26 protein-coding genes are annotated in these 26,813 nt (G+C 61.4%); 20 read left to right on the top strand and 6 right to left on the bottom strand.

What is annotated here, in order from left to right; all coding sequences use genetic code 11:
* The first annotated feature begins 301 nt into the window (after positions 1–301).
* From DTP52_RS03680 to DTP52_RS03645, 8 genes are all read left to right on the top strand, one after another.
* Positions 302–1,069, top strand: a complete 768-nt coding sequence (locus DTP52_RS03680; RefSeq protein WP_109751905.1) for a hypothetical protein — start codon at positions 302–304, stop codon at positions 1,067–1,069.
* A gap of 369 nt (positions 1,070–1,438) precedes the next feature.
* Positions 1,439–2,680 carry an SfnB family sulfur acquisition oxidoreductase gene (locus tag DTP52_RS03675; RefSeq protein WP_109751904.1) on the top strand — a complete coding sequence of 414 codons (1,242 nt, stop codon included), beginning with the start codon at positions 1,439–1,441 and terminating at the stop codon, positions 2,678–2,680.
* A 23-nt stretch (positions 2,681–2,703) separates the two neighbouring features.
* Positions 2,704–3,897 (top strand): SfnB family sulfur acquisition oxidoreductase, encoded by a 1,194-nt coding sequence (locus DTP52_RS03670; protein ID WP_109751903.1) that lies wholly within the window; start codon positions 2,704–2,706, stop codon positions 3,895–3,897.
* Positions 3,897–5,255 (top strand): LLM class flavin-dependent oxidoreductase, encoded by a 1,359-nt coding sequence (locus DTP52_RS03665; protein ID WP_109751902.1) that lies wholly within the window; start codon positions 3,897–3,899, stop codon positions 5,253–5,255. Before DTP52_RS03670 ends, DTP52_RS03665 begins: the two co-directional genes overlap by 1 nt.
* A 40-nt stretch (positions 5,256–5,295) precedes the next feature.
* Positions 5,296–6,105, top strand: coding sequence for a MetQ/NlpA family ABC transporter substrate-binding protein (locus DTP52_RS03660; RefSeq protein WP_109751901.1), 810 nt, complete (start codon positions 5,296–5,298; stop codon positions 6,103–6,105).
* A gap of 2 nt (positions 6,106–6,107) precedes the next feature.
* Positions 6,108–7,232, top strand: a complete 1,125-nt coding sequence (locus DTP52_RS03655) for a methionine ABC transporter ATP-binding protein (protein WP_109751900.1) — start codon at positions 6,108–6,110, stop codon at positions 7,230–7,232.
* On the top strand, positions 7,222–7,866 hold the full coding sequence (locus DTP52_RS03650; protein WP_025211262.1) for a methionine ABC transporter permease: 645 nt from the start codon (positions 7,222–7,224) through the stop codon (positions 7,864–7,866). Before DTP52_RS03655 ends, DTP52_RS03650 begins: the two co-directional genes overlap by 11 nt.
* A gap of 168 nt (positions 7,867–8,034) precedes the next feature.
* On the top strand, positions 8,035–8,664 hold the full coding sequence (locus tag DTP52_RS03645) for a bifunctional 2-polyprenyl-6-hydroxyphenol methylase/3-demethylubiquinol 3-O-methyltransferase UbiG (protein WP_109751899.1): 630 nt from the start codon (positions 8,035–8,037) through the stop codon (positions 8,662–8,664).
* 161 nt (positions 8,665–8,825) lie between these two features.
* On the opposite strand, the gene DTP52_RS03640 is transcribed toward DTP52_RS03645, so the two are convergent.
* The gene (locus DTP52_RS03640) at positions 8,826–9,392 is read right to left on the bottom strand and encodes a transporter substrate-binding domain-containing protein (protein ID WP_109751898.1); all 567 of its coding nucleotides are present in this window, start codon (positions 9,390–9,392) and stop codon (positions 8,826–8,828) included.
* A 133-nt stretch (positions 9,393–9,525) separates the two neighbouring features.
* Between DTP52_RS03640 and DTP52_RS03635 the strand changes: the two genes are divergently transcribed.
* Positions 9,526–9,951: a DUF4399 domain-containing protein gene (locus DTP52_RS03635; RefSeq protein WP_109752346.1), complete on the top strand. Its 426-nt coding sequence runs from the start codon at positions 9,526–9,528 to the stop codon at positions 9,949–9,951.
* Between the two features lie 177 nt (positions 9,952–10,128).
* On the opposite strand, the gene serA is transcribed toward DTP52_RS03635, so the two are convergent.
* The gene (serA, locus tag DTP52_RS03630; RefSeq protein WP_053117264.1) at positions 10,129–11,358 is read right to left on the bottom strand and encodes a phosphoglycerate dehydrogenase; all 1,230 of its coding nucleotides are present in this window, start codon (positions 11,356–11,358) and stop codon (positions 10,129–10,131) included.
* 205 nt (positions 11,359–11,563) lie between these two features.
* On the opposite strand from serA, the gene DTP52_RS03620 reads away from it, so the two are divergent.
* The 4 genes from DTP52_RS03620 (at position 11,564) to DTP52_RS03605 (ending at position 15,773) form a co-directional block, all read left to right on the top strand.
* Positions 11,564–12,958, top strand: a complete 1,395-nt coding sequence (locus DTP52_RS03620; RefSeq protein ID WP_109751896.1) for an FAD-binding oxidoreductase — start codon at positions 11,564–11,566, stop codon at positions 12,956–12,958.
* A 22-nt stretch (positions 12,959–12,980) separates the two neighbouring features.
* Positions 12,981–13,646 carry a fumarylacetoacetate hydrolase family protein gene (locus DTP52_RS03615; protein WP_109751895.1) on the top strand — a complete coding sequence of 222 codons (666 nt, stop codon included), beginning with the start codon at positions 12,981–12,983 and terminating at the stop codon, positions 13,644–13,646.
* A 158-nt stretch (positions 13,647–13,804) separates the two neighbouring features.
* Positions 13,805–14,737 (top strand): SdiA-regulated domain-containing protein, encoded by a 933-nt coding sequence (locus DTP52_RS03610; protein ID WP_109751894.1) that lies wholly within the window; start codon positions 13,805–13,807, stop codon positions 14,735–14,737.
* Between the two features lie 121 nt (positions 14,738–14,858).
* Positions 14,859–15,773 (top strand): SdiA-regulated domain-containing protein, encoded by a 915-nt coding sequence (locus tag DTP52_RS03605; protein ID WP_109751893.1) that lies wholly within the window; start codon positions 14,859–14,861, stop codon positions 15,771–15,773.
* A 160-nt stretch (positions 15,774–15,933) separates the two neighbouring features.
* Here the strand turns inward: DTP52_RS03605 and rpiA are convergent, their stop codons facing one another.
* Positions 15,934–16,608 (bottom strand): ribose-5-phosphate isomerase RpiA, encoded by a 675-nt coding sequence (gene rpiA, locus DTP52_RS03600; protein ID WP_109751892.1) that lies wholly within the window; start codon positions 16,606–16,608, stop codon positions 15,934–15,936.
* Positions 16,609–16,745: 137 nt separating this feature from the next.
* On the opposite strand from rpiA, the gene ilvA reads away from it, so the two are divergent.
* Positions 16,746–18,260 (top strand): threonine ammonia-lyase, biosynthetic, encoded by a 1,515-nt coding sequence (gene ilvA / locus DTP52_RS03595; RefSeq protein ID WP_109751891.1) that lies wholly within the window; start codon positions 16,746–16,748, stop codon positions 18,258–18,260.
* A 44-nt stretch (positions 18,261–18,304) separates the two neighbouring features.
* Entirely contained in the window at positions 18,305–18,730 is a 426-nt protein-coding gene (locus DTP52_RS03590) for a DUF2269 family protein (RefSeq protein ID WP_109751890.1), read from the top strand.
* Between the two features lie 103 nt (positions 18,731–18,833).
* On the opposite strand, the gene DTP52_RS03585 is transcribed toward DTP52_RS03590, so the two are convergent.
* A complete protein-coding gene (locus DTP52_RS03585) occupies positions 18,834–19,490 on the bottom strand; it encodes an HAD family phosphatase (RefSeq protein ID WP_109751889.1) in 657 nt (218 codons plus the stop codon).
* A gap of 143 nt (positions 19,491–19,633) precedes the next feature.
* Here DTP52_RS03585 and DTP52_RS03580 point away from each other — a divergent pair, with 143 nt between their 5' ends.
* Both DTP52_RS03580 and ptsP read left to right on the top strand, forming a co-directional pair.
* Positions 19,634–20,113, top strand: a complete 480-nt coding sequence (locus DTP52_RS03580; protein WP_003186867.1) for an RNA pyrophosphohydrolase — start codon at positions 19,634–19,636, stop codon at positions 20,111–20,113.
* Between the two features lie 22 nt (positions 20,114–20,135).
* Positions 20,136–22,415, top strand: coding sequence for a phosphoenolpyruvate--protein phosphotransferase (ptsP, locus tag DTP52_RS03575; RefSeq protein ID WP_109751888.1), 2,280 nt, complete (start codon positions 20,136–20,138; stop codon positions 22,413–22,415).
* A gap of 37 nt (positions 22,416–22,452) precedes the next feature.
* Here ptsP and DTP52_RS03570 read toward each other — a convergent pair whose 3' ends face one another.
* The gene (locus DTP52_RS03570) at positions 22,453–23,199 is read right to left on the bottom strand and encodes an NRDE family protein (protein WP_109751887.1); all 747 of its coding nucleotides are present in this window, start codon (positions 23,197–23,199) and stop codon (positions 22,453–22,455) included.
* Between the two features lie 329 nt (positions 23,200–23,528).
* On the opposite strand from DTP52_RS03570, the gene DTP52_RS03565 reads away from it, so the two are divergent.
* The 3 genes from DTP52_RS03565 (at position 23,529) to DTP52_RS03555 (ending at position 26,210) form a co-directional block, all read left to right on the top strand.
* On the top strand, positions 23,529–24,311 hold the full coding sequence (locus tag DTP52_RS03565) for a sulfite exporter TauE/SafE family protein (protein WP_109752344.1): 783 nt from the start codon (positions 23,529–23,531) through the stop codon (positions 24,309–24,311).
* 68 nt (positions 24,312–24,379) lie between these two features.
* Positions 24,380–25,189: a prolipoprotein diacylglyceryl transferase gene (gene lgt / locus DTP52_RS03560; protein ID WP_003196626.1), complete on the top strand. Its 810-nt coding sequence runs from the start codon at positions 24,380–24,382 to the stop codon at positions 25,187–25,189.
* Positions 25,190–25,238: 49 nt separating this feature from the next.
* Positions 25,239–26,210, top strand: a complete 972-nt coding sequence (locus tag DTP52_RS03555; protein WP_109751886.1) for a thymidylate synthase — start codon at positions 25,239–25,241, stop codon at positions 26,208–26,210.
* A gap of 136 nt (positions 26,211–26,346) precedes the next feature.
* Here DTP52_RS03555 and cadR read toward each other — a convergent pair whose 3' ends face one another.
* A complete protein-coding gene (gene cadR, locus DTP52_RS03550; protein WP_003196623.1) occupies positions 26,347–26,793 on the bottom strand; it encodes a Cd(II)/Pb(II)-responsive transcriptional regulator in 447 nt (148 codons plus the stop codon).
* Between the last annotated feature and the right edge of the window lie 20 nt (positions 26,794–26,813).

Genomic DNA, 26,813 nt, shown 5'->3' with positions numbered 1-26,813 from the left:
CCAGGTTTCCATTACAAGGGCCAAGCCGAGGAAAAGGGTGTTTGATGCGCGGCATTATTAACGCCAGCCCGTAGGAAACTTCTGAAGCCTCGCACAATTAATTATTAAGCAAGCGCCTCTATTGACACTGAAACTTTTGAACCCTTATCTAGGAAACCACAGGCGATGCACATTATTTATTTCTGCGCAGTGACTAACTGCAGTCAGCCTCCACGACTGCGCAAAATAAAATATGTCTCGATTATCCATTGCCTTTGATTTTCCCAAACGGACTTCGTTTTCAAGTATCAAGGAGAACACCATGACAAGTATGTCGAATCTTGCTGAACTGTCCGCGCCGACCCTGGCCAATGCCCATCCCACCGGCATCAACATCGCCAGCGCCGCTCACCTGGAAGTCGCCATAGCCCCCTATCCCGGCATGGACGTCGGCGACCTGATCGAGCTGTTCTGGGACAACTGCTACGTCGGCTCTCGCCAACTGTCCCAAGCAGACCTGCAAGGCAGTATCACGCTGCGGGTACCGGAGAGCTTCGTCGTCAACGGCACCTCGCACATCCACTATCGCGTGATGCAGGTCGGGCGCGGGCCGGCACTGTCCGCCAGGCAACAAGTGCAGGCGAAGCTCGACTGCCCCGGCGGCCAACCATCAACCCTTAGCGGCGATGAAAACCAGGGACTGGCGCCGGTGCATATTCCCGGCGCCATCCGCCGCCAAGGGGTCAACCCCAACCAGATCAAGCGCGGCGTACCGCTGACGATCGAACCCTACCTGAACATGGCCGCCGGCGATGCGGTCACCCTGCGCTGGGGCGATGTGCGCATGGACCTGCCCCCGGTCACACCGGACGAGGTCGGCCTGCCCATCCATATCTGGGTGCCGCCGCAGATCATTCTCGAGGCCGGCGAAGACCTGCGGCTGGAAGTGACCTATTGCATCCTCGACCGCGTAGGCAACAACTCCCTGTGGGCACCACCGCGAACGTTGAAGATCGGTTGCGCCAATCCTTATCTGAAAAGCCCGGCGAAAGAGACCCTCATGGCTGCCGAGCCGCGCCGCAGAACGTGAACACTCTGAGGAAGCTTTTGTGGCGAGGGGATTCATCCCCGCGGGGCTGCGAAGCGGCCCCCAAATCTGCAATCCCGGTGCATCAGGTTGCTGGGTTGCCTGCTTTGGGGCCGCTCCGCAGCCCAACGGGGATAAATCCCCTCGCCACAACATCACACGGCAAAAGCCCTCTATTGATATTCCTAAAAGTTAGTTCAAAAATAATTTATACACGCTTAGGGTATATATACCGGACCACCGGACATTCTTGATTTTCGCTCGCCGCATTCATCGCGGCGTTTCTAAAGATGTGAGGTGGGTAATGGTACGGAACACAATCACCCCAGTGCAGTACGCCCCGGCACTGCCCGCAGCCACGGAGTGGCTGTAATGTCGGATTTGGCCCAAGCAAAGGTCCAGAGCGACCAGGACATCGCACCGCTGTTGTTGCCTGCCCAAGTACTGCGCAACGATGCCGAGGCCATCAAGGCCGCTCATGAGCTGGCCCAGGTCGCCCGCCAGCAAGCCGCGCGACGTGACCAGCAACGCAAGCTGCCCTGGGCAGAAATCGAGCAATTCACCCGCAGCGGACTGGGTAGCATCGCCGTTCCCCGGGCGTACGGCGGTCCCCAGGTCTCGTTCGTCACCCTGGCCGATGTATTCGCAATCATCTCCGCTGCCGATCCGGCCCTCGGACAGATTCCACAGAACCAGTTCGGCGTGCTCCAGCTGATTCTCGGCACGGGCACCGAACGGCAGAAAAAAATTCTTCTGCAGAGCGTCCTCGAAGGCTGGCGCATCGGCAACGCCGGGCCGGAACGAGGTGTTCGCAATACCCTTGAGCTGAAGGCACGGATCACCGCCGACGGTGACAGCTTCGTCATCAATGGCCAGAAGTTCTATTCCACCGGTGCACTGTTTGCCCATTGGGTGGCCGTCAAGGCGCTGAATGACGAGGGTCGCCAAGTATTGGCGTTCGTGCGGCGCGGCACCCCGGGCCTGCGGATCGTCGACGATTGGTCGGGGTTCGGCCAGCGGACCACCGCCAGCGGCACCGTGCTGCTGAACAATGTGCGGGTAGATGCCGAGTTGGTCCTGGACAACTGGCGGATCAACGAAACGCCTGGCGTGCAAGGCGCGATTTCCCAACTGATCCAGGCCGCCATCGATGCAGGCATCGCCCGTGGCGCCATCGACGATGCCATCGCCTTCGTGCGTGAACGCGCCCGGCCATGGATCGACGCCAAGGTCGACCGCGCCAGTGACGACCTTTACGTGATCGCCGACATCGGCAAGCTGAAAATCGAATTGCACGCCGCCGAAGCGCTACTGCGCAAGGCCGGACAAGTGCTGGACCAGGTCAGCGCCGCGCCCATCACCGCGCAATCGGCTGCCCGCGCCTCGATTGCCGTGGCCGAGGCCAAGGTGCTCACCACCGAGATCGCCCTGCAAGCCAGCGAAAAACTCTTCGAGCTGGCCGGCAGTCGCGCCACCCTCGCCGAATTCAATCTCGACCGCCACTGGCGTAACGCCCGAGTGCACACCCTGCACGACCCAGTGCGCTGGAAGTATCACGCCGTAGGCGCCTACCACCTGAACGGCACCTTGCCGGCCCGGCATTCCTGGATCTGACGACCCGACCTCTGGAGCAGTACATGACGTTTTCTCAACACGTCGCGGTGATCACCAGCGATGAACAAGCCCTGATCGTGGCCAGCGACCTGGCCGATGACTTCAAGCGCGACAGCGCCCTGCGCGACCGCGAGCGTCGCTTGCCGCACCCGGAACTGGAGGCGTTCTCCCGCTCCGGCCTGTGGGGCATCAGTGTGCCCAAGGCCTACGGCGGCGCCGGTGTGTCCAACGTCACCCTGGCCAAAGTGATTGCCTTGATCTCTCAGGCTGACGGCTCTCTCGGGCAGATTCCACAAAATCATTTCTACGCCCTGGAAGTGCTACGGGTAAACGGCAGCGAAGCGCAAAAACAACGCCTGTATGCCGAAGTACTGGCCGGCCAACGCTTTGGCAATGCGTTGGCGGAGCTCGGTACCAAGACCGCCCACGACCGCATCACTCAACTGCGCCGCGACGGCGAGGGTTATCGCATCAACGGCCGCAAGTTCTACGCCACGGGGGCGATCTACGCCCAGCGCATCCCCACGTCGGTGGTGGATGAAAACGGCGTGCAACAACTGGCGTTTGTCCCTCGCGACAGCAAAGGCCTGACGGTAATCGACGACTGGACGGGGTTCGGCCAGCGCACCACGGGCAGCGGCTCGGTGGTGTTCGAAGACGTCCCCGTCGCCGCCGAAGACATCGTGCCATTCCAGAGCGCCTTCGAGCGCCCGACACCGGTGGGCCCCCTGGCGCAGATTCTTCACGCTGCCATCGACACCGGCATCGCCCGCGCCGCCTATGAAGACGCCTTGTACTTCGTCCGCAACAAAACCCGCCCATGGATCGACGCTACCAGCGACATCGCCACCGAAGACCCGCACACGCTCAAGAGCTTCGGCCAACTGAGCATCCGCCTGCACGCCGCCGAAGCCCTGCTGGAGCGAGCCGGTGAGTTTCTCGACCGGGCCCAGGCCGACACCCAGGCCGACACAGTCGCCGCCGCCTCGATTGCCGTGGCCGAAGCCCGGGCCATCAGCACCGAGATCTCCCTCGCCGCTGGCAGCACGCTGTTCGAACTGGCCGGCAGCCAGGCGACCCTGGCCGAACATGGCCTGGATCGCCACTGGCGCAACGCCCGGGTGCACACCCTGCATGACCCGGTGCGCTGGAAATACCACGCGGTGGGCAATTTTTATCTCAACGATGAAAAACCGCCGCTGCGGGGGACCATTTGATGGCCCACGGCAAGAAAAAAATCCTGCTCAACGCGTTCAACATGAACTGCATCGGGCACATCAATCACGGCCTGTGGACCCATCCCCAGGACACCTCGACCCAGTTCAACACGATCGAATACTGGACCGCCCTGGCGCAGTTACTCGAACGCGGATTGTTCGACGGGCTGTTTATCGCCGATATCGTCGGGGTCTACGACGTGTACCAACAGTCGGTGGACGTCACCCTGAAAGAGTCGATCCAGCTGCCGGTCAATGACCCGTTGCTGCTGGTGTCGGCGATGGCCGCCGTGACGAAAAACCTCGGCTTCGGCCTGACCGCCAACCTGACCTACGAACCGCCCTACCTGTTTGCCCGCCGCATGAGCACCCTCGATCACCTGAGTCGCGGCCGGGTCGGCTGGAACATTGTCACCGGTTACCTGGACAGCGCCGCCAAAGCCATGGGCCTGACTGCCCAGGTCGAGCATGACCGCCGCTACGACCAGGCCGACGAATACCTGCAAGTGCTCTACAAACTGTGGGAGGGCAGCTGGGAAAACGACGCCGTGCTCAACGACCGTGAGCAGCGGATTTATGCCCGGCCGGAAAAAGTGCACAAGGTCCGGCACCAGGGTGAGTTCTATCAGGTCGAGGGTTATCACCTGTGCGAACCGTCGCCCCAGCGCACGCCGGTATTGTTCCAGGCCGGCAGTTCCGAGCGCGGCCTGCTATTCGCCGGGCGGCATGCCGAGTGCGTGTTCATCAGCGGTCAGAACAAACCGGCGACCAAGGTCCAGGTGGACAAGGTCCGCGCCAGCGCCGTCGAAGCCGGGCGCAACCCCGAGGACATCAAGGTGTTCATGGGTCTTAACGTGATTGTCGGCCAGACCGAAGCGGCCGCCTGGGCCAAGCATGCCGAGTACCTGGGCTACGCCAGCGCCGAGGCCGGGGTGGCGCATTTTTCCGCGTCGACGGGGATCGATTTTTCCCAGTACGAACTGGACGAGCCGATCCAGTACGTGAAGAGCAATGCCATCCAGTCTGCCACCAAGACTCTGCAAAACAACGATTGGACCCGACGCAAATTGCTGGAGCAACACGCCCTCGGTGGTCGCTACATCACCGTGGTGGGCTCGCCCGAGCAGGTGGCCGACGAACTGGAGTCGTGGATCGCCGAAACCGGCCTCGATGGTTTCAACCTGACCCGCATCGTCACGCCGCAAAGCTATGTGGACTTCATCGACCTGGTGATTCCCGAGCTGCAGCGACGCGGTTCGTACAAGACCGAATACGACAACGGCACCTTGCGTGAAAAGCTGTTTCAGGCAGAGGCCTATTTACCCAAGCAACATACCGGCTCGACCTACCGGCACTGAGCCCCTGAAGAGCTCTTCTAAAATGACTGGAATATCCGACATGACCAAGCAACTCCTGACCCTGCCAGTCAAAGCACTGGCCCTGGCCCTCGGCCTGTTCAGCTCGGCGCTGTTCGCCGCCGATGCACCGTTGAAAATCGGCACCACCGCTGCGTTCGCCATTCCCCTGGAAGCCGCCGTGGAAGAAGCCGGCAAGCAAGGCCTGAAGGTCGAGTTGGTGGAGTTCAGCGACTGGATCGCGCCCAACGTCAGCCTGGCGTCCGGCGATATCGACGTGAATTACTTCCAGCACATCCCGTTCCTGGAAAACGCCAAGGCCGCCGCCGGGTTCGACCTGGTGCCCTTTGCCCCGGGGATCATCAACAACGTCGGCCTCTATTCGAAAAAATACAAAAGCTTTGATGAGTTGCCCGAAGGCGCGAGCGTGGCTATTGCCAACGATCCGATCAACAGCGGGCGCGGCCTGCAGCTGCTGGCCAAGGCCGGGCTGATCACTCTCAAGCCCGGTGTCGGTTACAAGGCCACCGAAGACGACATCGTGGCCAACCCGAAGAAGCTCAAGATCCTCCAGGTCGAAGCCGTGCAACTGGTGCGCGCCTATGAAGATGCCGACCTGGTACAGGGCTACCCGGCCTACATCCGTTTGGCGAAAACCTTCGATGCCACGTCAGCCTTGCTGTTCGACGGCCTCGATCACAAGGAATACGTGATCCAGTTCGTGATCCAACCCAAGAGCAAGAACGACCCGCGGCTGGCCAAGTTCGTCGATATCTATCAGCACTCGCCTGTCGTGCGCGCCGCCCTGGACAAGGCCCACGGCAAGCTCTACCAAGCCGGTTGGGAAGGCTGACCATGAACGCCGTCAACGCGCGACTTCGACAGGAAGCCCCCACGCCCCACAGTGCCGAACAGACTGAACTGCATCCAGAGCTGAACCGTGCCCACGTGCGCTTCATCGGTCTGGGCAAGACCTACAACGGCGCCCAGGGTCCGGTGGCCGCACTGCAAGGCATCGACCTGGCGATCCAGCGCGGCGAAGTATTCGGCATCATCGGTCGTAGCGGTGCCGGCAAGTCCTCGTTGATTCGCACCATCAACCGGCTCGAACAACCCACCAGCGGCCGGGTATTGATCGATCAGGTGGACATCGGCGAGTTCGATGAAGACCACTTGGTGGAACTGCGTCGACGCATCGGCATGATCTTCCAGCACTTCAACCTGATGTCGGCCAAGACCGTGTGGCAGAACGTCGAATTGCCCCTGAAAGTCGCAGGTGTACCCAAGGAGCAGCGCCAGCGCAAAGTCCGCGAGTTGCTGGAACTGGTCGGCCTGCAAGGCAAGCACAAGGCCTACCCGGCGCAACTCTCCGGCGGGCAGAAGCAGCGGGTCGGCATTGCCCGGGCGCTGGTGCATGACCCGCAGATCCTGTTGTGCGACGAAGCCACTTCGGCCCTGGACCCGGAGACCACCCAATCGATCCTCGGCCTGCTGCGCGAGATCAACCAGCGCTTGGGCCTGACCATCGTCTTGATCACCCATGAAATGGCGGTGATTCGCGAAGTCTGCGACCGGGTGGTGGTGCTCGAGCAGGGGCGGATCGTCGAGCAGGGGCCGGTCTGGGAAGTGTTTGGCAACCCGCAGCACGAGGTCAGTCGAACGCTGCTGGCGCCCTTGCAACACGCCATACCGGAGGAACTGCAAAGCCGCCTGCAAGCGCAGCCGGCGTCGGCGGATGCCGCTACCGTGCTGCGCCTGCAATTCACCGGCGCGGGGCGCGATGAAGCGGATCTCGCCGCTCTGTTCAGCGCCCTTGGTGGCCGGGTGCGGCTGCTGCACGGCGGCATCGAGCGCATTCAGGGCCATGGGCTGGGGCAATTGCTGCTGGCCGTGAGCGGTTCGTCGTGGGGCGCCGAGGAATTGCGTCAACGTGCGGGCAATTGGGCGCAACGGGTGGAGGTGCTGGGCTATGTGGTTTGATCGGTTGTTGCAGGGTTTCATCGACACATTCCTGATGGTTGGCGTGTCGTCGCTGATCGCGCTGCTGGCGGGCATACCGCTGGCGGTGATCCTGGTCACCAGCGGCAAGGGCGGGATCTATGAAGCGCCAGCCTTGAACCGGGCCCTGGGCGCGTTCGTGAACCTGTTCCGCTCGATACCGTTCCTGATTCTGATGGTGGCGTTGATCCCGTTCACCCGGCTGATCGTCGGCACCACCTACGGTGTCTGGGCAGCAGTCGTGCCGCTGACCATCGCCGCCACGCCGTTCTTCGCCCGCATCGCCGAAGTCAGCCTGCGGGAGGTCGATCATGGCTTGATCGAAGCCGCCCAGGCCATGGGTTGCCGCCGTTGGCACATCGTCTGGCATGTGCTGCTGCCCGAAGCCCTGCCGGGCATCGTCGGCGGCTTCACCATCACCCTGGTGACCATGATCAACTCTTCGGCCATGGCCGGGGCCATCGGTGCCGGCGGCCTGGGCGACATCGCCTACCGCTATGGCTACCAACGCTTCGACAGCCAGATCATGCTCACGGTGATCGTGTTGCTGGTGGCGTTGGTGGCGGTGATTCAACTGGGCGGAGACCGCCTGGCGCGGGGTCTGAACAAACGCTGACCTATGGGAGCAGTTGACCTGTGGGAGCAAAGCTTGCTCGCGATAGCAGTATTCCATCCAACATGGATACCAACTGGACGACTGCAGTCGCGAGCAAGCTTTGCTCCCACAGGCAGATCAGCGGCCTTGCGGTATAGTCGCCTGACACTCCTCACCAAGCCCACACCCATGAAACACACCGCCGACGACCTGCACGCCATCACCGCCACGACCCTGGGCCATTACAACGCCGTGGCAGAAAGCTTTCGCGAAGGCACCCGCGACCACGACGTCAGCCAGAACATCGACGCCTTGTTGCGCCACATCCAGGGCCAGGCACCGTTGCACATCCTGGACTTCGGCTGCGGTCCGGGGCGCGATTTGCGCACGTTCACGGCCATGGGCCACGTCGCGGTCGGTCTCGACGGCTCGGCGGAATTTGCCCGGATGGCGCGCCAGGACAGCGGCTGTGAAGTATGGCAACAGGACTTCCTGGCGCTCGACCTGCCAGCCGACCGCTTTGACGGGATTTTCGCCAACGCGGTGCTGTTTCATGTGCCGGTCCAGGAACTGCCTCGGGTGCTCAGGCAATTGCACGCCACGCTCAAGCCCGGCGGCGTGCTGTTCAGCTCAAACCCTCGGGGCGAAAACCAGGAAGGCTGGAACGGCCAGCGCTTCGGCGCCTACCACGACCTCGCGGCCTGGCGCACGCTGCTTGGCGATGCAGGTTTCGTGGAACTGGAGCATTACTATCGACCGGCGGGGCTGCCACGGGAGCAGCAGCCTTGGTTGGCGAGTGTCTGGCGTAAACCTGCTTAGGATTTGAGGACGCCATCGCGAGCAAGCTCGCTCTCACATTGGATCTGTGTTTGCTCACCGATCATGAGTTCACAGCTGATCAAGTGTGGGAGCGAGCCTGCTCGCGATAGCGGTGCAACAATCAATGAAACTCGATGGTTTGGCCTCATCGCCTGGAAGCTTCACTCCTGTTTTTTCAACCACTTCTGCGACAACTGCTCCAACCTCCCGTCATCCTTGATGCGCGCCAGGGCATTGTCCAGGCTGGCCTTGAACGCCGGATTACCCTTCTGGAACGGAATCACCAGGCTCGGCGCCGGGACGCTCTTTTCTTCCGGCTGGAACGACGGCGCCATGACCAAAGGACGTTGCGTCTCATCCTTGTTCGCCAGCAGTTGTGCATCGGGATGGCTGTAAGCGGCACTGAGGTCGAAACGTTCCGCCAGTTCCGGGGTCATTGCTATGTGGTTGATGGCAACATCGTACTTGCCGCTCTCCACGCCAGTCAGCAGATCCCCGGCATCGGTGACCACGAAGTCAGGGCGTACATCGAGCTCACTGGCAAGCATTTCGCCCAGTTCCACTTCGAAACCGGTGAGTTTGCCGTCTTCCTTGAAGTTGAAGGGTGCGGTGTTGGCCTCCAGGGCAATGCGCAGTTCGCCACGGTCATTGATGTCATCGATCAGTTCGGCATGAGCCAGGGGACTCAAAAGGGGTAGCAGGCAAATCAGGCCAGGCAGAAAACGCATGGTCACTCCTATGTATTTATACAAGCGACGCTCGTTTCAGGCTCGCTTTGCTATGGTTGTTGCAGGCTTCGACAACGATTGGTCATGAAGTTGTCATGGCCAGGCGGATTTCATGGAAAAACTGGAGAAAAAAATGAAAAGCTTTATGTCTCGTGCTGCGTTGGCCGGTCTGTTGCTGGGTGCTTCGGTGCTGGCAAGCGCCGCGACCCCGGCGCCCAAAGGCGCAGAAGTCTTCATCGTTTCCCCGGAAGACGGCGCCACCGTCTCCAAAGAATTCAAGGTCAAGTTCGGCGTCAAGGACATCGCCCTGGCTCCGGCGGGTGATGTGACCAAAAATACCGGACACCATCATTTGCTGATCGATGTCGACAAACTGCCTGCCGCGGGCGCGCCGATTCCCACCGATGCCAACCACATGCACTTCGGCAAGGCACAAACCGAGGCCGACATCAAACTGACCCCAGGCAAACACACCTTGCAACTGATCCTGGGCGACAGCGGCCACATGCCGTTCGATCCGTCGATCGTGTCCAAGAAAATCACGGTGAACGTGAAGTAACAGCACTCACTGAAAAAATGCGTCCCCCCTGTGGGAGCGAGCCTGCTCGCGATAGCGGTCTATCCGACACATTAATGTTGGCTGACACGCCGCTATCGCGAGCAGGCTCGCTCCCACAGGTCATATAAAAAAACGGGAGCCCTTTCGAGGCTCCCGTTTTTTTCAGCGACCGCTCTGTTAGAACAACACGCGGCAACGAATGGTGCCGTTGATGTGCTGCAGCTTCTCTTGCGCCAGGTCCGAGTATTCGGCGTCGACGTCGATCACGACGTAGCCGACTTTCTCGTTGGTCTGCAAGAACTGACCGGAAATGTTGATGCCGTTTTCGGCGAAGACCTTGTTGATCTCGCTCATCACACCCGGGATGTTCTCGTGGATGTGCAACAGGCGGTGCTTGCCAGGGTGAGCCGGCAGGGCCACTTCCGGGAAGTTCACGGACGATACCGAAGTACCGTTGTCGCTGTACTTGACCAGTTTTTCCGCCACTTCCAGGCCGATGTTGGCCTGGGCTTCAGCGGTGGAACCGCCGATGTGCGGGGTCAGGATCACGTTGTCCAGGCCACGCAGAGGGCTTTCGAAAATGTCGTCGTTGGAGCGTGGCTCCACCGGGAACACGTCGATGGCGGCGCCGATCAGGTGCTTGTCCTTGATCGCGTCGGCCAGGGCGTCGAGCTTGACCACGGTGCCGCGCGCGGCGTTGATCAGGATGCCGCCCTTCTTGATGGCGCGGATTTCCTTCTCACCGATCATCCACTGGGTGGCAGCGGTCTCCGGCACGTGCAGGGTCACGATGTCGGACATGCCCAGCAGCTCGTGGAGGTCATTGACCTGGGTGGCGTTACCCAGCGGCAGCTTGGTCACGGTGTCGTAGAAGAACACCTGCATGCCCAGGCCTTCAGCCAGTACCGACAACTGGGTGCCGATCGAGCCGTAGCCGACGATACCCAGCTTCTTGCCGCGAATTTCGAAGGAGTTGGCCGCGCTCTTGATCCAGCCGCCACGGTGGCAGGAAGCGTTCTTCTCAGGGATGCCGCGCAGCAGCAGGATCGCTTCGGCCAGCACCAGTTCGGCAACGGAACGGGTGTTGGAGTACGGCGCGTTGAACACTGCGATACCGCGCTCACGCGCCGCGTTGAGGTCAACCTGGTTGGTGCCGATGCAGAAGCAGCCGACCGCGACCAGTTTCTTGGCGTGGTCGAAGATCTCTTCGGTCAATTGCGTACGGGAGCGAATGCCGATGAAGTGAGCATCGGCGATCTTTTCCTTGAGCTGGGCTTCCGGCAGAGAACTGGTGATGTACTCGATGCTGGTGTAGCCCGCCGACTTGAGGACGTCGACAGCCGATTGGTGGACGCCTTCGAGAAGAAGGAACTTGATCTTGCTCTTATCGAGAGAAGTCTTGCTCATCTGCGTAAACCTGTGTCCCGGAGAAAAATGGCAGGGAATCGGACAGCGCATGCTGACCCGACCGGCGTGACAGCCGTCGCCGCAGAACAGCCGTTGGGCACTACGCTGCGGGGTCGGTATGCTAGCATATGCACCCCGCTAAACACTCATTCCTGCGACGTGAAGCGTTCTCAGGATGACCATGAATTGTTCGAGAGTTCTGTCGATGACCAATCCTGCCCTGATAGATGAGCTGAAGACCTTGGTTGAGCCTGGCAAGGTCCTGACCGATGCCGACTCCCTGAACGCTTACGGCAAGGACTGGACCAAGCATTTCGCCCCGGCGCCGAGCGCCATCGTCTTCCCCAAGACCACCGAGCAGGTCCAGGCCATCGTGCGCTGGGCCAATGCGCACAAGGTCGCGCTGGTGCCATCGGGCGGACGTACCGGGCTTTCCGCCGCAGCCGTGGCGGCCAACGGCGAAGTGGTCGTGTCATTCGACTACATGAACCAGATTCTCGATGTGAACCTCACCGACCGTACCGCCGTCTGCCAGCCAGGCGTGGTCACCGAACAATTGCAGAACAAGGCTGAAGAACATGGCCTGTACTACCCGGTGGACTTCGCTTCGGCAGGTTCCAGCCAGATTGGCGGCAACATCGGCACCAATGCCGGCGGGATCAAGGTCATTCGCTACGGCATGACCCGTAACTGGGTGGCGGGCATGAAGGTCGTCACTGGCAAGGGTGACCTGCTGGAACTGAACAAGGACCTGATCAAGAACGCCACCGGCTACGACTTGCGGCAGCTGTTCATCGGTGCCGAGGGCACCCTGGGCTTCGTGGTCGAGGCCACCATGCGCCTGGACCGCGCGCCGAAAAACCTCACCGCCATGGTGCTCGGCACGCCGGACTTCGATTCGATCATGCCGGTGCTGCACGCTTTCCAGGGCAAGCTGGACCTGACCGCCTTCGAGTTTTTCTCAGACAAGGCCCTGGCCAAGGTCCTGGGTCGCGGCGACGTGCCAACACCGTTCGAAACCGAGTGCCCGTTCTACGCCCTGCTGGAATTCGAAGCCACCACCGAGGAAGTCGCCAACCACGCCCTGGAGACCTTCGAACACTGCGTGGAACAAGGCTGGGTGCTGGACGGCGTGATGAGCCAGAGCGAAACCCAACTGCAGAACCTGTGGAAACTGCGCGAGTACATCTCCGAGACCATCTCGCACTGGACGCCATACAAGAACGATATCTCGGTGACCGTCTCCAAGGTCCCGGGCTTCTTGCGGGAAATCGACGCGATCGTCGGCGAACACTATCCGGATTTCGAAATCGTCTGGTTCGGCCACATCGGCGACGGCAACCTGCACCTGAACATCCTCAAGCCGGAAAACCTGAGCAAGGATGAGTTCTTCGCCAAGTGCGCGACCGTGAACAAATGGGTCTTTGAAACCGTCGAGAAGTACAACGGTTCGATTTCCGCCGAACATGGCGTGGGCATGACCAAGCGCGACTACCTGACTTATAGTCGTTCGCCAGTGGAAATCGAGTACATGAAAGCCGTGAAGGCTGTATTCGACCCGAACGGCATCATGAACCCGGGCAAGATTTTCGCTGTTTGAATCAACGAACCAGGAGTCGGTAATGAGCTATCAGCACCAGTATGTCGACGGTACACGTATCCATTTCCCGGTAGGGAAAGTGGTGTGCATTGGCCGCAACTACGCCGAACATGCCAAGGAATTGGACAACCCGGTGCCCACCGAACCCTTGCTGTTCATCAAGCCGGGCAGTTGTGTGGTGCCACTGGAGGGCGGTTTCAGCATTCCTGCCGACCGTGGCTCGGTGCACTACGAAGCGGAAATCGCCGTGCTGATCGGCAAGCCGCTGTCGCCCCGCCCGAGCGCCGAGGAAGTGCTGGACGCCATCTCCGGCTTCGCCCCGGCCCTGGACCTGACCCTGCGGGACAAACAGGCCGAGCTCAAGGCCAAGGGCCTGCCGTGGGAAATCGCGAAATCCTTCGACGGCGCGGCGGTGATCGCACCGTTCGTGTCGAGCGGCACCTTTGCCGACCTGACCGACATCCCCGTTCGCCTGACCATCAACGGTGAAGTGCGCCAGGATGGCAACAGCAGCCTGATGCTCAACCCTATCGTGCCAATGATCCAGCACATGGCCGGGTGCTTCTCGCTCCAGGCCGGCGACGTGATCCTCACCGGCACCCCGGCGGGCGTCGGGCCGCTGAATGCAGGGGATGAATTGGTACTGGAACTGCCGGGGGCGAGCCGCTTCGAAAGCAGCGTTCGCTAACTCGGTTTTGTAACCTCTATAGATCAAATGTGGGAGCGGGCTTTTTCCTGAAGACCGACGTTTTACCGTTTTTTTCACATGCCATCCGGATAATTCCGGGGAATGCGGCATCTGAGCCAGCCATTCCCCTAGCCGAATTTTCTGGAACGCATTCCCCGATGGCCAAAACCCAAACACTGTCTGCCGCCAAACCTGCCCGCCGCTCCCGCTTCGCCCTGCCCTGGTACGCCTGGTCGCTGCTGGCGCTGGCCGCCGCCTATGGCCTGGCGTTTGCGATGCATTGGGACGACCGCGGGCTGCTTTGGCTATCGGAACACTTCCAGAGCCCGGCCCAGCGCCAGGAGAGCATCTGGCTGCCGGACTACCGCGCCGTGATCGACGCCAAGCCACTGCCGGGCATGGAGAAGGACGAGGCGTCCGATGTGACCTACAACCCGCAGACCAAGACTCTGTTCGCCGTCATGGGCAAGAACCCGTTCCTGGTGGAGCTGACCCTGCAAGGCGATGTGCTGCGCAAGATGCCTTTGGTGGGCTGGAACAACCCCGAAGGCGTGACCTATATGACCAATGGTCTGCTGGCGATTACCGACGAGCGTAATCACACGCTGTCGATCGTCCAGGTGGATGCCAGCACCCGCGAGCTGAACAGCACTGACTTCCCCAAATACGACCTGGGTGCATCAGAGAACCAGAACAAAGGGTTCGAAGCAATTGTCTGGGATCCGCGTAACCAGCAACTGGTGCTCGGGGAGGAACGCCCGCCAGCACTGTTCACCTGGACAAGCGATGGCAGCCAATTGCTCAAGGGCGACAAGCAGATCCACGTCAGCAATGAACTGGACTTGCGCAACCTCTCGGCACTGGCGATCGACCCGCGCACCGGTCACATGCTGGTGCTTTCGGCCGACTCCCATCTGCTGCTGGAACTGGATGAAAAAGGCGAGCAAGTCAGCTTCATGACCTTGCTGGGCAGCTTCAACGGCTTGAAAGACACGATCCCTCGCGCCGAAGGCGTGACCGTCGATGAGGCCGGCAATCTGTACATGGTCAGCGAACCGAATCTGTTCTATCGTTTCGAAAAACAGCGCTGATAGCACTAACTCTGTAGGATAAATTCTCCTTCGTTGTAGGGTGTGGCACACAGCCATTAAGCTTCAGTTCAGGCAGCCGTGGTATTTCCACCCACCTGTTCTTATCCGAGCCCACCCCAACATGCGTCGACTCGCCCGCCCCAAACCCCTGGTCCTGATACTGCTGACCCTGGTGCTGATCTTCCTGATCGCAGCCGGTCAGCACCTGCGTCTGTTCGAACGCGCCTGGTTCAATCTCAACACCCTTTGGAAAACCACCAGCGAACAGGCCATCGCCTTGGACCAGTACCGGGTCACGGTCGAGGCGCAGGTGATCGAAGGCCTGGACGATGACGTTTCAGCGCTGACGTTCGATCCCGTACGCAAGAGCCTGTTCACCGTCACCAACAAGAATGCCGAGCTGATCGAATTGTCCCTGGACGGCAAGATTTTGCGGCGCATCGCGCTGATCGGCTTTGGCGATCCAGAGGCGGTGGAGTTCATCAGCGAAGACACTTACGTCATCACTGACGAGCGCCAGCAGCGCCTGATCAAGATTCACCTGGATGACGACACCCAATTCCTCGACGCCGCCGATGCCGAGCAGATGACCCTCGGCGTGCACATGAGCGGCAACAAAGGCTTCGAAGGGCTGGCCTACGATTCGGTGGGCAAACGGCTGTTCGTGGCCAAGGAACGCGACCCGATGCTGATTTATGAAGTGCATGGGTTTCCCCACCACAATCCGGAAAAATCCTACGCGGTCCACGTGATCAACAACCCCAAGCGCGATGCCGGGCTGTTCGTGCGCGACCTTTCAAGCCTGCAATACGATGAGCGCAGCGGCCATTTGCTGGCGCTGTCCGATGAGTCGCGGTTGATTATCGAGCTGGATATAGACGGCCGGCCGTTGAGCACGCTGTCGTTGAGCAAAGGCCGCCAGGGCCTGCAGAAAACCGTGCCGCAGGCCGAAGGCCTGGCCATGGACGACGACGGCAACCTGTATGTGGTGAGCGAGCCGAACCTGTTCTACGTGTTCAAGAAGCCGCAGCCTTGATGCACTCGCCCTGAAACACCACAACAACCCAATGTGGGAGCGAGCCTGCTCGCGATAACGGTGTGTCAGCCGACATTGATGTGTCGGATAAACCGCTATCGCGAGCAGGCTCGCTCCCACAGGGAATACTTCACTCAAAAGAGCAGGTTATTTCGTCGACTTACTCAGCCCGCAGGGTCTTCACCCCTTCAGCGGTTCCCAGCAACAGCACATCCGCCGGACGAGCCGCGAACAAACCGTTGGTGACCACGCCGACGATGGCGTTGATCTGGCTTTCCAGTTCCACCGGGTTGGTGATCTGCAAGTTGTGCACGTCCAGGATGATATTGCCGTTATCGGTCAGCACGCCTTCGCGATACACCGGGTCGCCGCCCAGCTTCACCAGTTCGCGGGCCACATGACTGCGGGCCATCGGGATGACTTCCACCGGCAACGGGAATGCGCCGAGCACAGGCACCAGTTTGCTGGCGTCGGCAATGCAGATGAAGGTCTTGGCCACGGCCGCGACGATCTTCTCGCGCGTCAGGGCCGCGCCACCGCCCTTGATCAGGTTCAGGTGCGCGTCGCTTTCGTCGGCGCCATCGACGTAGAACTCCAGGTCGCTCACGGTGTTGAGCTCATACACCGGGATCCCGTGGCCCTTGAGGCGCGCGGCGGTGGCTTCGGAACTGGCGACCGCGCCGTCGAACGCGCCCTTGTGGCGAGCCAGCGCGTCGATGAAGCAGTTGGCCGTGGAGCCGGTACCGACCCCGACGATGCTCTTGTCATCCAGTTTCGGGAGGATGAGGTCGACGGCGGCCTGGGCCACGGCCTGTTTGAGTTGATCCTGGGTCATGCGGGCTCCGAAAGCGGGCAGGAAGTAAAGAGGGGCGCGAGTATAACCCAACAAAACCTTGGGATTCGTGTGGTCGCCCAGCCAAAAGCCGGGTTAGACTCCTTGGCCCTGCCCAACTCGCTCAGTGATGCTTTCCGATGCTTGAACAGTACGTCAAAAAGATCCTCACCTCGCGCGTTTATGACGTTGCCGTAGAAACCCCGTTGCAGACCGCTCGCCAGCTCTCCGAGCGGCTGGGCAACAGCATTTTGCTCAAGCGTGAAGACTTGCAGCCGGTGTTCTCGTTCAAGATTCGCGGGGCCTACAACAAGCTGACCCAGCTCAGCGACGAAGAACGCGCACGCGGCGTGGTCACGGCGTCGGCGGGCAACCACGCCCAGGGCCTGGCCCTGGCGGCTAAGGTGCTGGGCGTCAAGGCCACCATCGTGATGCCCAAGACCACCCCGGAAATCAAGGTCGAAGGCGTGCGCTCGCGGGGCGGCAAAGTGGTGCTGCATGGCGATTCGTTCCCCGAAGCCCTGGCCTATTCGCTGAAACTGGTCGACGAAAAAGGCTACGTCTACATCCACCCCTATGACGACCCCCACACCATTGCCGGGCAGGGCACGGTGGCGATGGAAATCCTGCGCCAGCACCCCGGGCGCCTGGATGCGATCTTCGTCCCGGTGGGCGGTGGCGGGCTGATCGCAGGGATCGCAGCCTACGTGAAATACCTGCGCCCGGACATCAAGGTCATCGGCGTCGAGCCGGACGACTCCAATTGCCTGCAAGCGGCCATGGCCGCTGGTGAGCGCGTGGTGCTGCCGACCGTGGGGCTGTTCGCCGATGGCGTCGCCGTGGCACAGATCGGCCAGCACACCTTCGATATCTGCAAACACTACGTGGACGAAGTCATCACCGTCAGCACCGACGAGATCTGCGCCGCCATCAAGGATATCTACGACGATACCCGCTCGATCACCGAACCTGCCGGCGCCCTGGGCGTGGCCGGGATCAAGAAATACGTCGAGTCACGGGGCGTCAGCGGCCAGACCCTGGTGGCCATCGACTCCGGGGCCAACGTCAACTTCGACCGCTTGCGCCACGTGGCCGAACGCGCCGAACTGGGCGAGGGCCGCGAAGCGATCATCGCCGTGACCATCCCTGAGAAGCCAGGTAGCTTCAAGGCGTTCTGCGAAGCCGTCGGCAAACGCCAGATCACCGAATTCAACTACCGCTATAACACCGGCAGTGAAGCGCACATCTTCGTCGGCGTGCAGACCCACCCGGAAAACGACCCACGCAGCGCGCTGATCGCCAGCCTGACCGAACAAGGCTTCCCGGTGCTGGACCTGACCGACAACGAACTGGCCAAGTTGCACATCCGCCACATGGTGGGCGGGCACGCGGCGCACGTCATCGACGAAGTGGTGTTGCGCTTCGAATTCCCGGAACGCCCGGGCGCACTGTTCAATTTCCTCAACAAGCTGGGTGGGCGCTGGAATATCTCGATGTTCCACTACCGCAACCATGGTGCGGCGGATGGCCGTGTGGTCGCCGGGTTGCAAGTGCCTCACGATGAGCGCCACCTGGTGCCAGCCGCCCTGGAAGAAATCGGCTACCCGTACTGGGATGAAAGCGATAACCCGGCCTATCAGTTGTTCCTGGGTTGATAAAGCCGGGCTAGGCTGTGAGCAGGACTTAAGGAAATCGAACAATGGAAACACTGACCACGCTGAAGATCGCTCACATCGTCGCCACGGTATTGCTGTTGGCGGGCGCCCTGGGGCTGGCCATCTGGGTCTGGCGCACGCGCCGCAACGGCGATGCCACGGCGGCGGCTCGTACGCTGCAACGCCCGCGGCTGTTCATCTGGTTGGTGATGATCCTTGCACTGGCGAGCCTTCCATTCACGGGCTGGTGGATGGTGCACCAGGTCGGCTGGCCACTGGGGCAGACCTGGTTGCTGGCTTCCAGCGTGCTCTACACCTTGGCGGCGCTGGCGGGGTTCTGGCTGGTGGTGCGGCTGAACAAATTGCGCAAGGCGCCGGGAGGTAGCGGGAAGTTCACCTTTGCCTTGGCGCTATTCAGCGTTGTCTGCTTTGTCGCCATTGCGGGGTTGATGGGGGCCAAGCCGGTTTAAAGGTTTAGACCGCGCTGACCTCATCGCGAGCAGGCTCGCTCCACACTGGATTTGCGTTGTTTACAAAATCCCTGTGGAAGCGAGCCTGCTCGCGATAGCCCTATCAGCCGCGCAACGAAATCACCGGCCAACCACGTCTTTCGGCCTCGGCCCGCAGATTCGGATCCGGATCCACCGCCACCGGATGCGTCACCACCTCCAGCAACGGCAAGTCGTTCATCGAATCACTGTAGAAATAGCTGCCGTCGAGCGAATGCCCGGTCTCTTCCAGCCAACGGTTCAATCGGGTCACCTTGCCCTCGCGAAAACACGGGATGTCGGCGCTGCGCCCGCTGTAGCGCCCATCAATCATCTCGCACTCGGTGGCGATCAGGGTTTCCACACCCAGGCGTTCGGCAATCGGCCCGGTGACAAAGCGGTTGGTGGCAGTGATGATCACCAGCTTATCGCCAGCGGCGCGGTGCTTTTCCAGCAATTCGACGGCCTGGGGCAACACGATTGGCTCGATGCAGTCGCGCATGTAGTCCAGGTGCCACTGGGCCAGCACGTGCATTTCGGTCCGACCGAGGATTTCCAGGCAAAAGTTCAGGTACTCGGCGTTGTCGAGCTTGCCGGCCAGGTAATCCTGGTAGAACTCGTCGTTGCGTGCCTTGTAAGTGACAGCATCCAGGAAACCGCGCTCGCACAGGTAATCGCCCCACGCGTGATCGCTGTCGCCGCCCAGCAATGTGTTGTCCAAGTCGAATAAAGCCAGCCGCATTGCAGTTACTCGCTGAAAAATCTGAAGAAAGGCGTCCAGAATACGTACTTTTCACAAGAGTGCACATAAGCTAGGCGGGCTCGTTGCTGCTTTCACAACCTTTGTGGAACAATGCGGCGACATGCGTTTGCGAGGTTGTTGCCGTGATCGACCCCGATGGTTTCCGCCCCAATGTGGGGATCATTCTTACGAATGATGCAGGGCAGGTGCTATGGGCTCGCCGTATCAATCAAGACGCCTGGCAGTTTCCCCAGGGCGGGATCAACCCCCAGGAGACGCCGGAAGAGGCCTTGTACCGCGAGTTGAACGAAGAAGTGGGGCTTGAGCGAGAAGATGTCGAAATACTCGCCTGCACCCGAGGCTGGTTGCGCTATCGTTTGCCGCAACGCCTGGTCCGCACGCACAGCCAACCGCTGTGTATCGGCCAGAAGCAGAAATGGTTTCTCCTGCGCCTGATCTCCAACGAGCAACGGGTGCGGATGGATTTGACCGGTAAACCGGAGTTCGATGGCTGGCGCTGGGTCAGCTATTGGTATCCGTTGGGCCAGGTGGTGACATTCAAGCGCGAAGTGTATCGACGCGCTCTCAAAGAGCTTGCCCCGCGCCTGCTGACGCGCGACTGACGACGGAGTTCGACCCCGAGCCATGCTCAATACGCTGCGCAAGATCGTCCAGGAAGTTAACTCCGCCAAGGATCTCAAGGCGGCGTTGGGGATTATTGTATTGCGCGTCAAAGAGGCCATGGGCAGCCAGGTCTGCTCGGTCTACCTGCTGGACCCCGAGACCAACCGTTTTGTGCTGATGGCCACCGAGGGCTTGAACAAGCGCTCGATCGGCAAGGTCAGCATGGCGCCCAATGAAGGTCTGGTCGGCCTGGTCGGCACGCGCGAAGAACCCCTGAACCTCGAAAACGCCGCGGATCACCCGCGCTACCGCTACTTCGCCGAAACGGGCGAAGAACGCTACGCCTCGTTCCTCGGGGCACCGATCATCCACCACCGCCGCGTTGTCGGCGTGTTGGTCATCCAGCAAAAAGAGCGCCGCCAGTTCGACGAGGGGGAAGAAGCCTTCCTCGTGACCATGAGCGCGCAGTTGGCCGGGGTTATCGCCCATGCCGAGGCCACCGGCTCGATCAGCGGCCTGGGTCGCCAGGGCAAGGGCATCCAGGAAGCCAAGTTCGTCGGCGTACCGGGCTCACCGGGCGCGGCGGTGGGTACGGCGGTGGTCATGTTGCCGCCCGCCGACCTCGACGTGGTGCCGGACAAGACCATCACCGACATCGATGCCGAACTGGGCTTGTTCAAGACCGCCATCGAAGGCGTACGGGCCGACATGCGCGCCCTGTCGGCCAAGCTGGCGACGCAGCTGCGGCCTGAAGAGCGCGCGCTGTTCGACGTCTACCTGATGATGCTCGACGACGCCTCCCTGGGCAGCGAAGTGACCACCGTCATCAAGACCGGCCAGTGGGCCCAGGGCGCGCTGCGCCAGGTGGTGACCGACCACGTCAACCGTTTCGAACTGATGGACGACGCCTACCTGCGCGAGCGTGCCTCCGACGTCAAGGACCTTGGCCGCCGGTTGTTGGCCTATTTGCAGCAGGAACGCCAGCAGACCCTGGTCTACCCCGATAACACCATCCTCGTCAGCGAAGAGCTGACCCCGGCCATGCTCGGCGAAGTGCCGGAAGGCAAGCTGGCGGGGCTGGTCTCGGTATTGGGCTCGGGCAACTCCCACGTGGCGATCCTGGCCCGGGCCATGGGCATCCCGACGGTGATGGGCCTGGTGGACCTGCCGTACTCCAAGGTCGACGGCATCCAGATGATCGTCGATGGCTACCACGGCGAGGTCTACACCAACCCCAGCGACGTGCTGCGCAAGCAGTTCGCCGATGTGGTGGAGGAAGAGAAACAACTGTCCCTGGGCCTGGACGCGCTGCGGGACCTGCCTTGCGTGACCCTCGACGGCCACCGCATGCCACTGTGGGTCAACACCGGCCTGCTGGCCGACGTGGCCCGGGCACAGAAACGTGGCGCCGAGGGTGTGGGCCTGTACCGCACCGAAGTGCCGTTCATGATCAACCAGCGCTTCCCGAGTGAAAAGGAACAGCTGGCGATCTACCGCGAACAACTGGCCGCGTTCCACCCGCAACCGGTGACCATGCGCAGCCTGGACATCGGCGGCGACAAGTCGCTGTCCTACTTCCCGATCAAGGAAGACAACCCGTTCCTCGGTTGGCGCGGCATTCGCGTGACCCTCGATCACCCGGAAATCTTTCTGGTCCAGGCCCGCGCCATGCTCAAGGCCAGCGAAGGCCTGAACAACCTGCGCATCCTGTTGCCGATGATCTCCGGCACCCATGAACTGGAAGAAGCCCTGCACCTGATCCACCGGGCCTGGGGCGAAGTGCGCGACGAAGGCACCGACGTGCCGATGCCGCCGGTAGGCGTGATGATCGAGATTCCGGCAGCGGTGTACCAGACCAAGGAACTGGCGCGGCAGGTGGACTTCCTGTCGGTGGGTTCCAACGACCTGACCCAGTACCTGCTGGCCGTGGACCGCAACAACCCACGGGTCGCCGATCTGTACGATTACCTGCACCCGGCGGTGCTGCAAGCCTTGCAGAACGTGGTGCGTGACGCCCATGCCGAAGGCAAGCCGGTGAGCATCTGCGGCGAAATGGCCGGTGACCCGGCAGCGGCGGTATTGCTGATGGCGATGGGTTTCGACAGCCTGTCGATGAACGCCACCAACCTGCCGAAAGTGAAGTGGATGCTGCGCCAGATCAACCTCAGCAAGGCCCAGGAGTTACTGGCCGAGGTGATGACCATCGACAACCCGCAGGTGATCCACAGCTCCTTGCAATTGGCACTGAAGAACCTTGGGTTGGCGCGGATGATCAATCCGGCGTCGAACAAAACCCTCTGAACCTGCTCGCGATAGGGCCAGACCTGACACCACAAAGCTAGACCCTGACCTCGACCTCCCCCAAATGCCCCCCATGCGGCCCGAAACTGCGCTCGACCATATGCCGTGTCCCATCGGCATGGACAATCAACGCCGTGCTCGCCCGCGTCCCATAAGCCGGGCTGGCGATGAACACGCTCGACAACAGCATCTCGGTCGCCAGCCCAACGCCCGTATCCGGCAGCTCAGCCACCGGGGCGGGTTGCGGGTCGTTCAGCAGCGCCAATAGCGCCTGGGGCTGCGGATCGTCCAGCACCTCGGCCAGCGCCGCCCGGGCCTTGAGCAGCTTGGGCCATGGCGTGTTCAGCCCGGCGTTCGACAAACCATAGACGCCTTCGGCCAGTCGCTGTGGCCGAATATCACGGGCGTTGTGGTGCCAGAGCTCGGAGCCATCGCCGAGCAGCAGGTTGAACCCGCCATACTCGCTGGCGCGGGGCACGACTTCGCTCAAGTACTCGGCAATCGAGAGATTTCCGGTCAGGAACCGCGCCACCAGCTCACCGCGAGACTTGAATGCCGGCAACTGGCCCGGGTCACGGATGTTGGTCAGGGCGGCAAAGCGACCCTCGGCGCCAACGCCAAGCCAGGTGCCGCCGGCCTCCAGGTCGCGACCAGCGTGGACCTGGGGCGCGTCAGGCCACTGGGCCAGGGGCAAGGTCGGCCGGGCGTAGAACTCGTCGCGGTTGGCCGCCACGATCAATGGCTGGGCGTGGCCGGGGCGCCAGGCAAATACGATCAGGCACATCAGGTAATCCCGTTAACAATGCCAATCGGTTGAAAGAATAAAGCCAGACACAGTTTTTGTGGGAGGCACTGTGTGGGAGCAAAGCTTGCTCGCGAAACAGGCGCCTCGATTTCTGAAAGACCGTAGCGCCGCCATCGCGGGCAAGCCTTGCTCCCACAAAGCGGGGCGGGGCGACGTTTCGCTAAATCCCCTCGCCACAAGGTTTCGTGCCAAATGCTGTGATCACTCTACCCAGACATCGCCGCCACATCCATCGCCTTCAGTAGAGCCCAAGGCCCTGGATCCGTTACCATGCCGCTCTTATTTCGGGGATGGGCGGGGAGACGCTGGTGGAATTTTTGCTCTATCTGCTGCTCGGCGCCTGCGCCGGCGTGCTGGCCGGGTTGTTCGGCGTGGGGGGCGGAATCATCATTGTCCCGGTGCTGGTGTTCAGTTTCACCCTGCAAGGCTTCGACCCGCAGGTATTGACGCACCTGGCCGTCGGCACCTCGCTGGCGTCGATCATCTTCACTTCGGTCAACGCCGTACGCGAGCATCAGCGCAAGGGCGCGGTGCGCTGGCCAGTGTTCGCCTGGATGACCGTCGGCATCCTGATCGGTGCCGGTTTTGGCGCGATCACCGCCGAAGCGATTTCCGGCCCGCACCTGCAGAGGATCATCGGCGTGTTCGCCCTGGTCGTCGCCGCGCAATTGGCCCTGGACCTCAAGCCCAAGGCCAGCCGTACGGTGCCAGGCAAGGGCGGCCTGACCTTGGCCGGCACGGTGATCGGCTGGGCCTCGGCGATCTTCGGCATTGGCGGCGGTTCGCTGACCGTGCCGTTCCTGACCTGGCGCAGCGTGCCGATGCAGCAAGCGGTCGCGACGTCATCGGCTTGCGGGCTGCCCATCGCCGTGGTCAGCGCATTAAGTTTCATGATTCTGGGCTGGCACGATCCGTTGTTGCCGGCCCATAGTCTCGGTTTTGTATATTTGCCGGCGCTGCTGGGCATCGCCTTGACCAGCATGGTCTTCGCCCGTTTCGGTGCGCGGCTGGCCCATCGTCTGTCGCCGCGCTTGCTCAAACGGCTGTTCGCCGCCTTGCTGTTCTGCGTCGGCTTGAGTTTCCTGTTCTGACGCAATCCTGGCTTAATCCCGAGGTGGCAGCGTCGCCCGGGTATTTTTGACGTTTACGAGGAATATCAATGCTGCCTTACCCGCAGATCGATCCGGTAGCCCTGGCCATCGGCCCGCTGAAAATCCACTGGTACGGCCTGATGTACCTGGTCGGCATCGGCGGCGCCTGGCTGCTGGCGTCGCGCCGGCTCAACCGTTTCGACCCGACCTGGAACAAGGAAAAGCTCTCCGACCTGGTGTTCTGGCTGTCCATGGGCGTGATCGTCGGCGGGCGCCTGGGCTACGTGCTGTTCTATGACCTGAGCGCCTACCTGGCCAACCCGACGCTGATCTTCGAGGTCTGGAAGGGCGGCATGTCGTTCCACGGCGGGTTCATCGGCGTGATGCTGGCGGCGTTGTGGTTCGGCAAGCGCAACAACAAGTCGTTTTTCGAGCTGATGGACTTCGTCGCGCCGATGGTGCCGATTGGCCTGGGCGCCGGGCGCATCGGCAACTTCATCAACGCCGAGTTGTGGGGCAAGCCGACCGACGTGCCGTGGGCGATGATCTTCCCGCCGTTCAGTGACCCGGCACAGTTGCCGCGCCATCCGTCGCAGCTGTACCAGTTCGCCCTCGAAGGCGTGGCATTGTTCCTGATCCTCTGGCTGTTCTCGCGCAAGCCGCGGCCAACCATGGCGGTATCGGGCATGTTCGCGCTGTTCTACGGGATCTTCCGCTTCATCGTCGAATTCGTCCGCGTACCGGACGCACAGCTCGGCTACCTGGCGTGGAACTGGCTGACCATGGGCCAGGTGTTGTGCCTGCCGATGATCGTCGGCGGCCTGGCGCTGATCTGGCTGGCCTATCATCGCGCGCCAGCTGCGGCGGCCAAGGTTTAAAATTCGCACCCCGGGGCGCTGGCCCCGGGTTCAAGGACACAGGTAACCCATGAAGCAATATCTCGATCTGGTGGCCCACGTCATCAAGAACGGCACCAAGCAAGCCAACCGCACCGGCGTGAACACCATCAGCTTTCCCGGCGCCATGCTGCGCTATGACCTGAAGGACGGTTTCCCGGCCATCACCACCCGCAAAATGGCCTTCAAATCGGCCATCGGCGAGATGTGCGGTTTTCTGCGTGGGGTCAACAACGCCGCCGAATTCCGTGCCCTGGGCTGCAAGGTCTGGGACCAGAACGCCAACGAAAACGCCCAGTGGCTGGCCAACCCGTTCCGCCAGGGCGAAGACGACCTGGGCGAGATCTACGGCGTGCAATGGCGCAAATGGCCGGCCTACAAACAGATCCCTTCGAGCAACCCGGCGGCCATCGAGCAAACCCTGGCCCAAGGCTACCGGCAGATTGCCGAAGGCGAAGAAAACGGCCAGACCTACGTGGTGCTGTACAAGGCCATCGACCAGGTTCGCCAGTGCGTCGACACCATCATCAAGGACCCGGGCAGCCGCCGTATCCTGTTCCATGGCTGGAACTGCGCCCAACTCGATGAAATGGCCCTGCCGCCATGTCATCTGCTCTACCAGTTCCACCCGAATGTCGAGACCGGGGAAATTTCCCTGACCCTCTACATCCGCTCCAACGACCTGGGCCTGGGCACGCCGTTCAACCTCACCGAAGGCGCCGCGCTGCTGAGCCTGATCGGCCGCCTGACCGGCTACACGCCGCGCTGGTTCACCTATTTCATTGGTGATGCCCACGTCTACGAAAACCACCTGGACATGCTCAACGAACAACTCAAGCGCGAGCCGTTCCCGATGCCGAAACTGGTGATTTCCGAGCGCGTGCCGGAGTTCGCCAAGACCGGTGTGTACCAGCCTGAATGGCTGGAACTCGTGGAGCCGAGCGACTTCTCCCTCGAAGGCTACCAGCACCACGCGCCGATGACTGCGCCGATGGCGGTCTAAGCCACACCACCCCTCCCCTTGTGGGAGCGAGCCTGCTCGCGATAGCGTCCTCACATTCAATGCTTATGTGACTGACCCACCGCTATCGCGAGCAGGCTCGCTCCCACATTGAATCGGCATGAGCTCCAAGATCGGCTCAATGCCCATGACTCCTGCCCACATGTGAATGCTCCACCTCCGGCGCCACCGCCCCGCTCACCTCCAGGCGCTGCAAGATCCCGCATTGATCCAGGTCCGGCCCTTCGCCACAGCGATGGCGCAGGTCGATCAGTTGTGTCTGCAAGGCCAACAGGCCATCGATGCGAGCCTTCACGTGCTGAATGTGTTCGTCGATCAGCGCGTTGACGCTTTCGCACTGGTCCTGGGGGCTGTCGCGCAGGGCCAGGAGGCTGCGGATTTCTTCCAGGGTCATGTCCAGGGTGCGGCAGTTGCGGATGAATGTCAGCCGCTCGGCATGGGCCTGGGTATAGACGCGGTAATTGCCATCGCTGCGGGCCGGTTCCGGCAGCAGGCCTTCGCGCTCGTAATAGCGGATGGTCTCGACCTGGCAGTCGGTGATTTTCGCCAGTTCTCCGATCTTCATGGTGCGGCCTCCCAAATAGG

It is taken from the genome of Pseudomonas sp. 43mfcvi1.1 (genome assembly GCF_900115935.1).
Lineage (GTDB): Bacteria > Pseudomonadota > Gammaproteobacteria > Pseudomonadales > Pseudomonadaceae > Aquipseudomonas > Aquipseudomonas bijieensis.
Note: the sequence above shows the minus strand (reverse complement) of the source record. Positions and strands in the feature narration are given on the sequence as shown.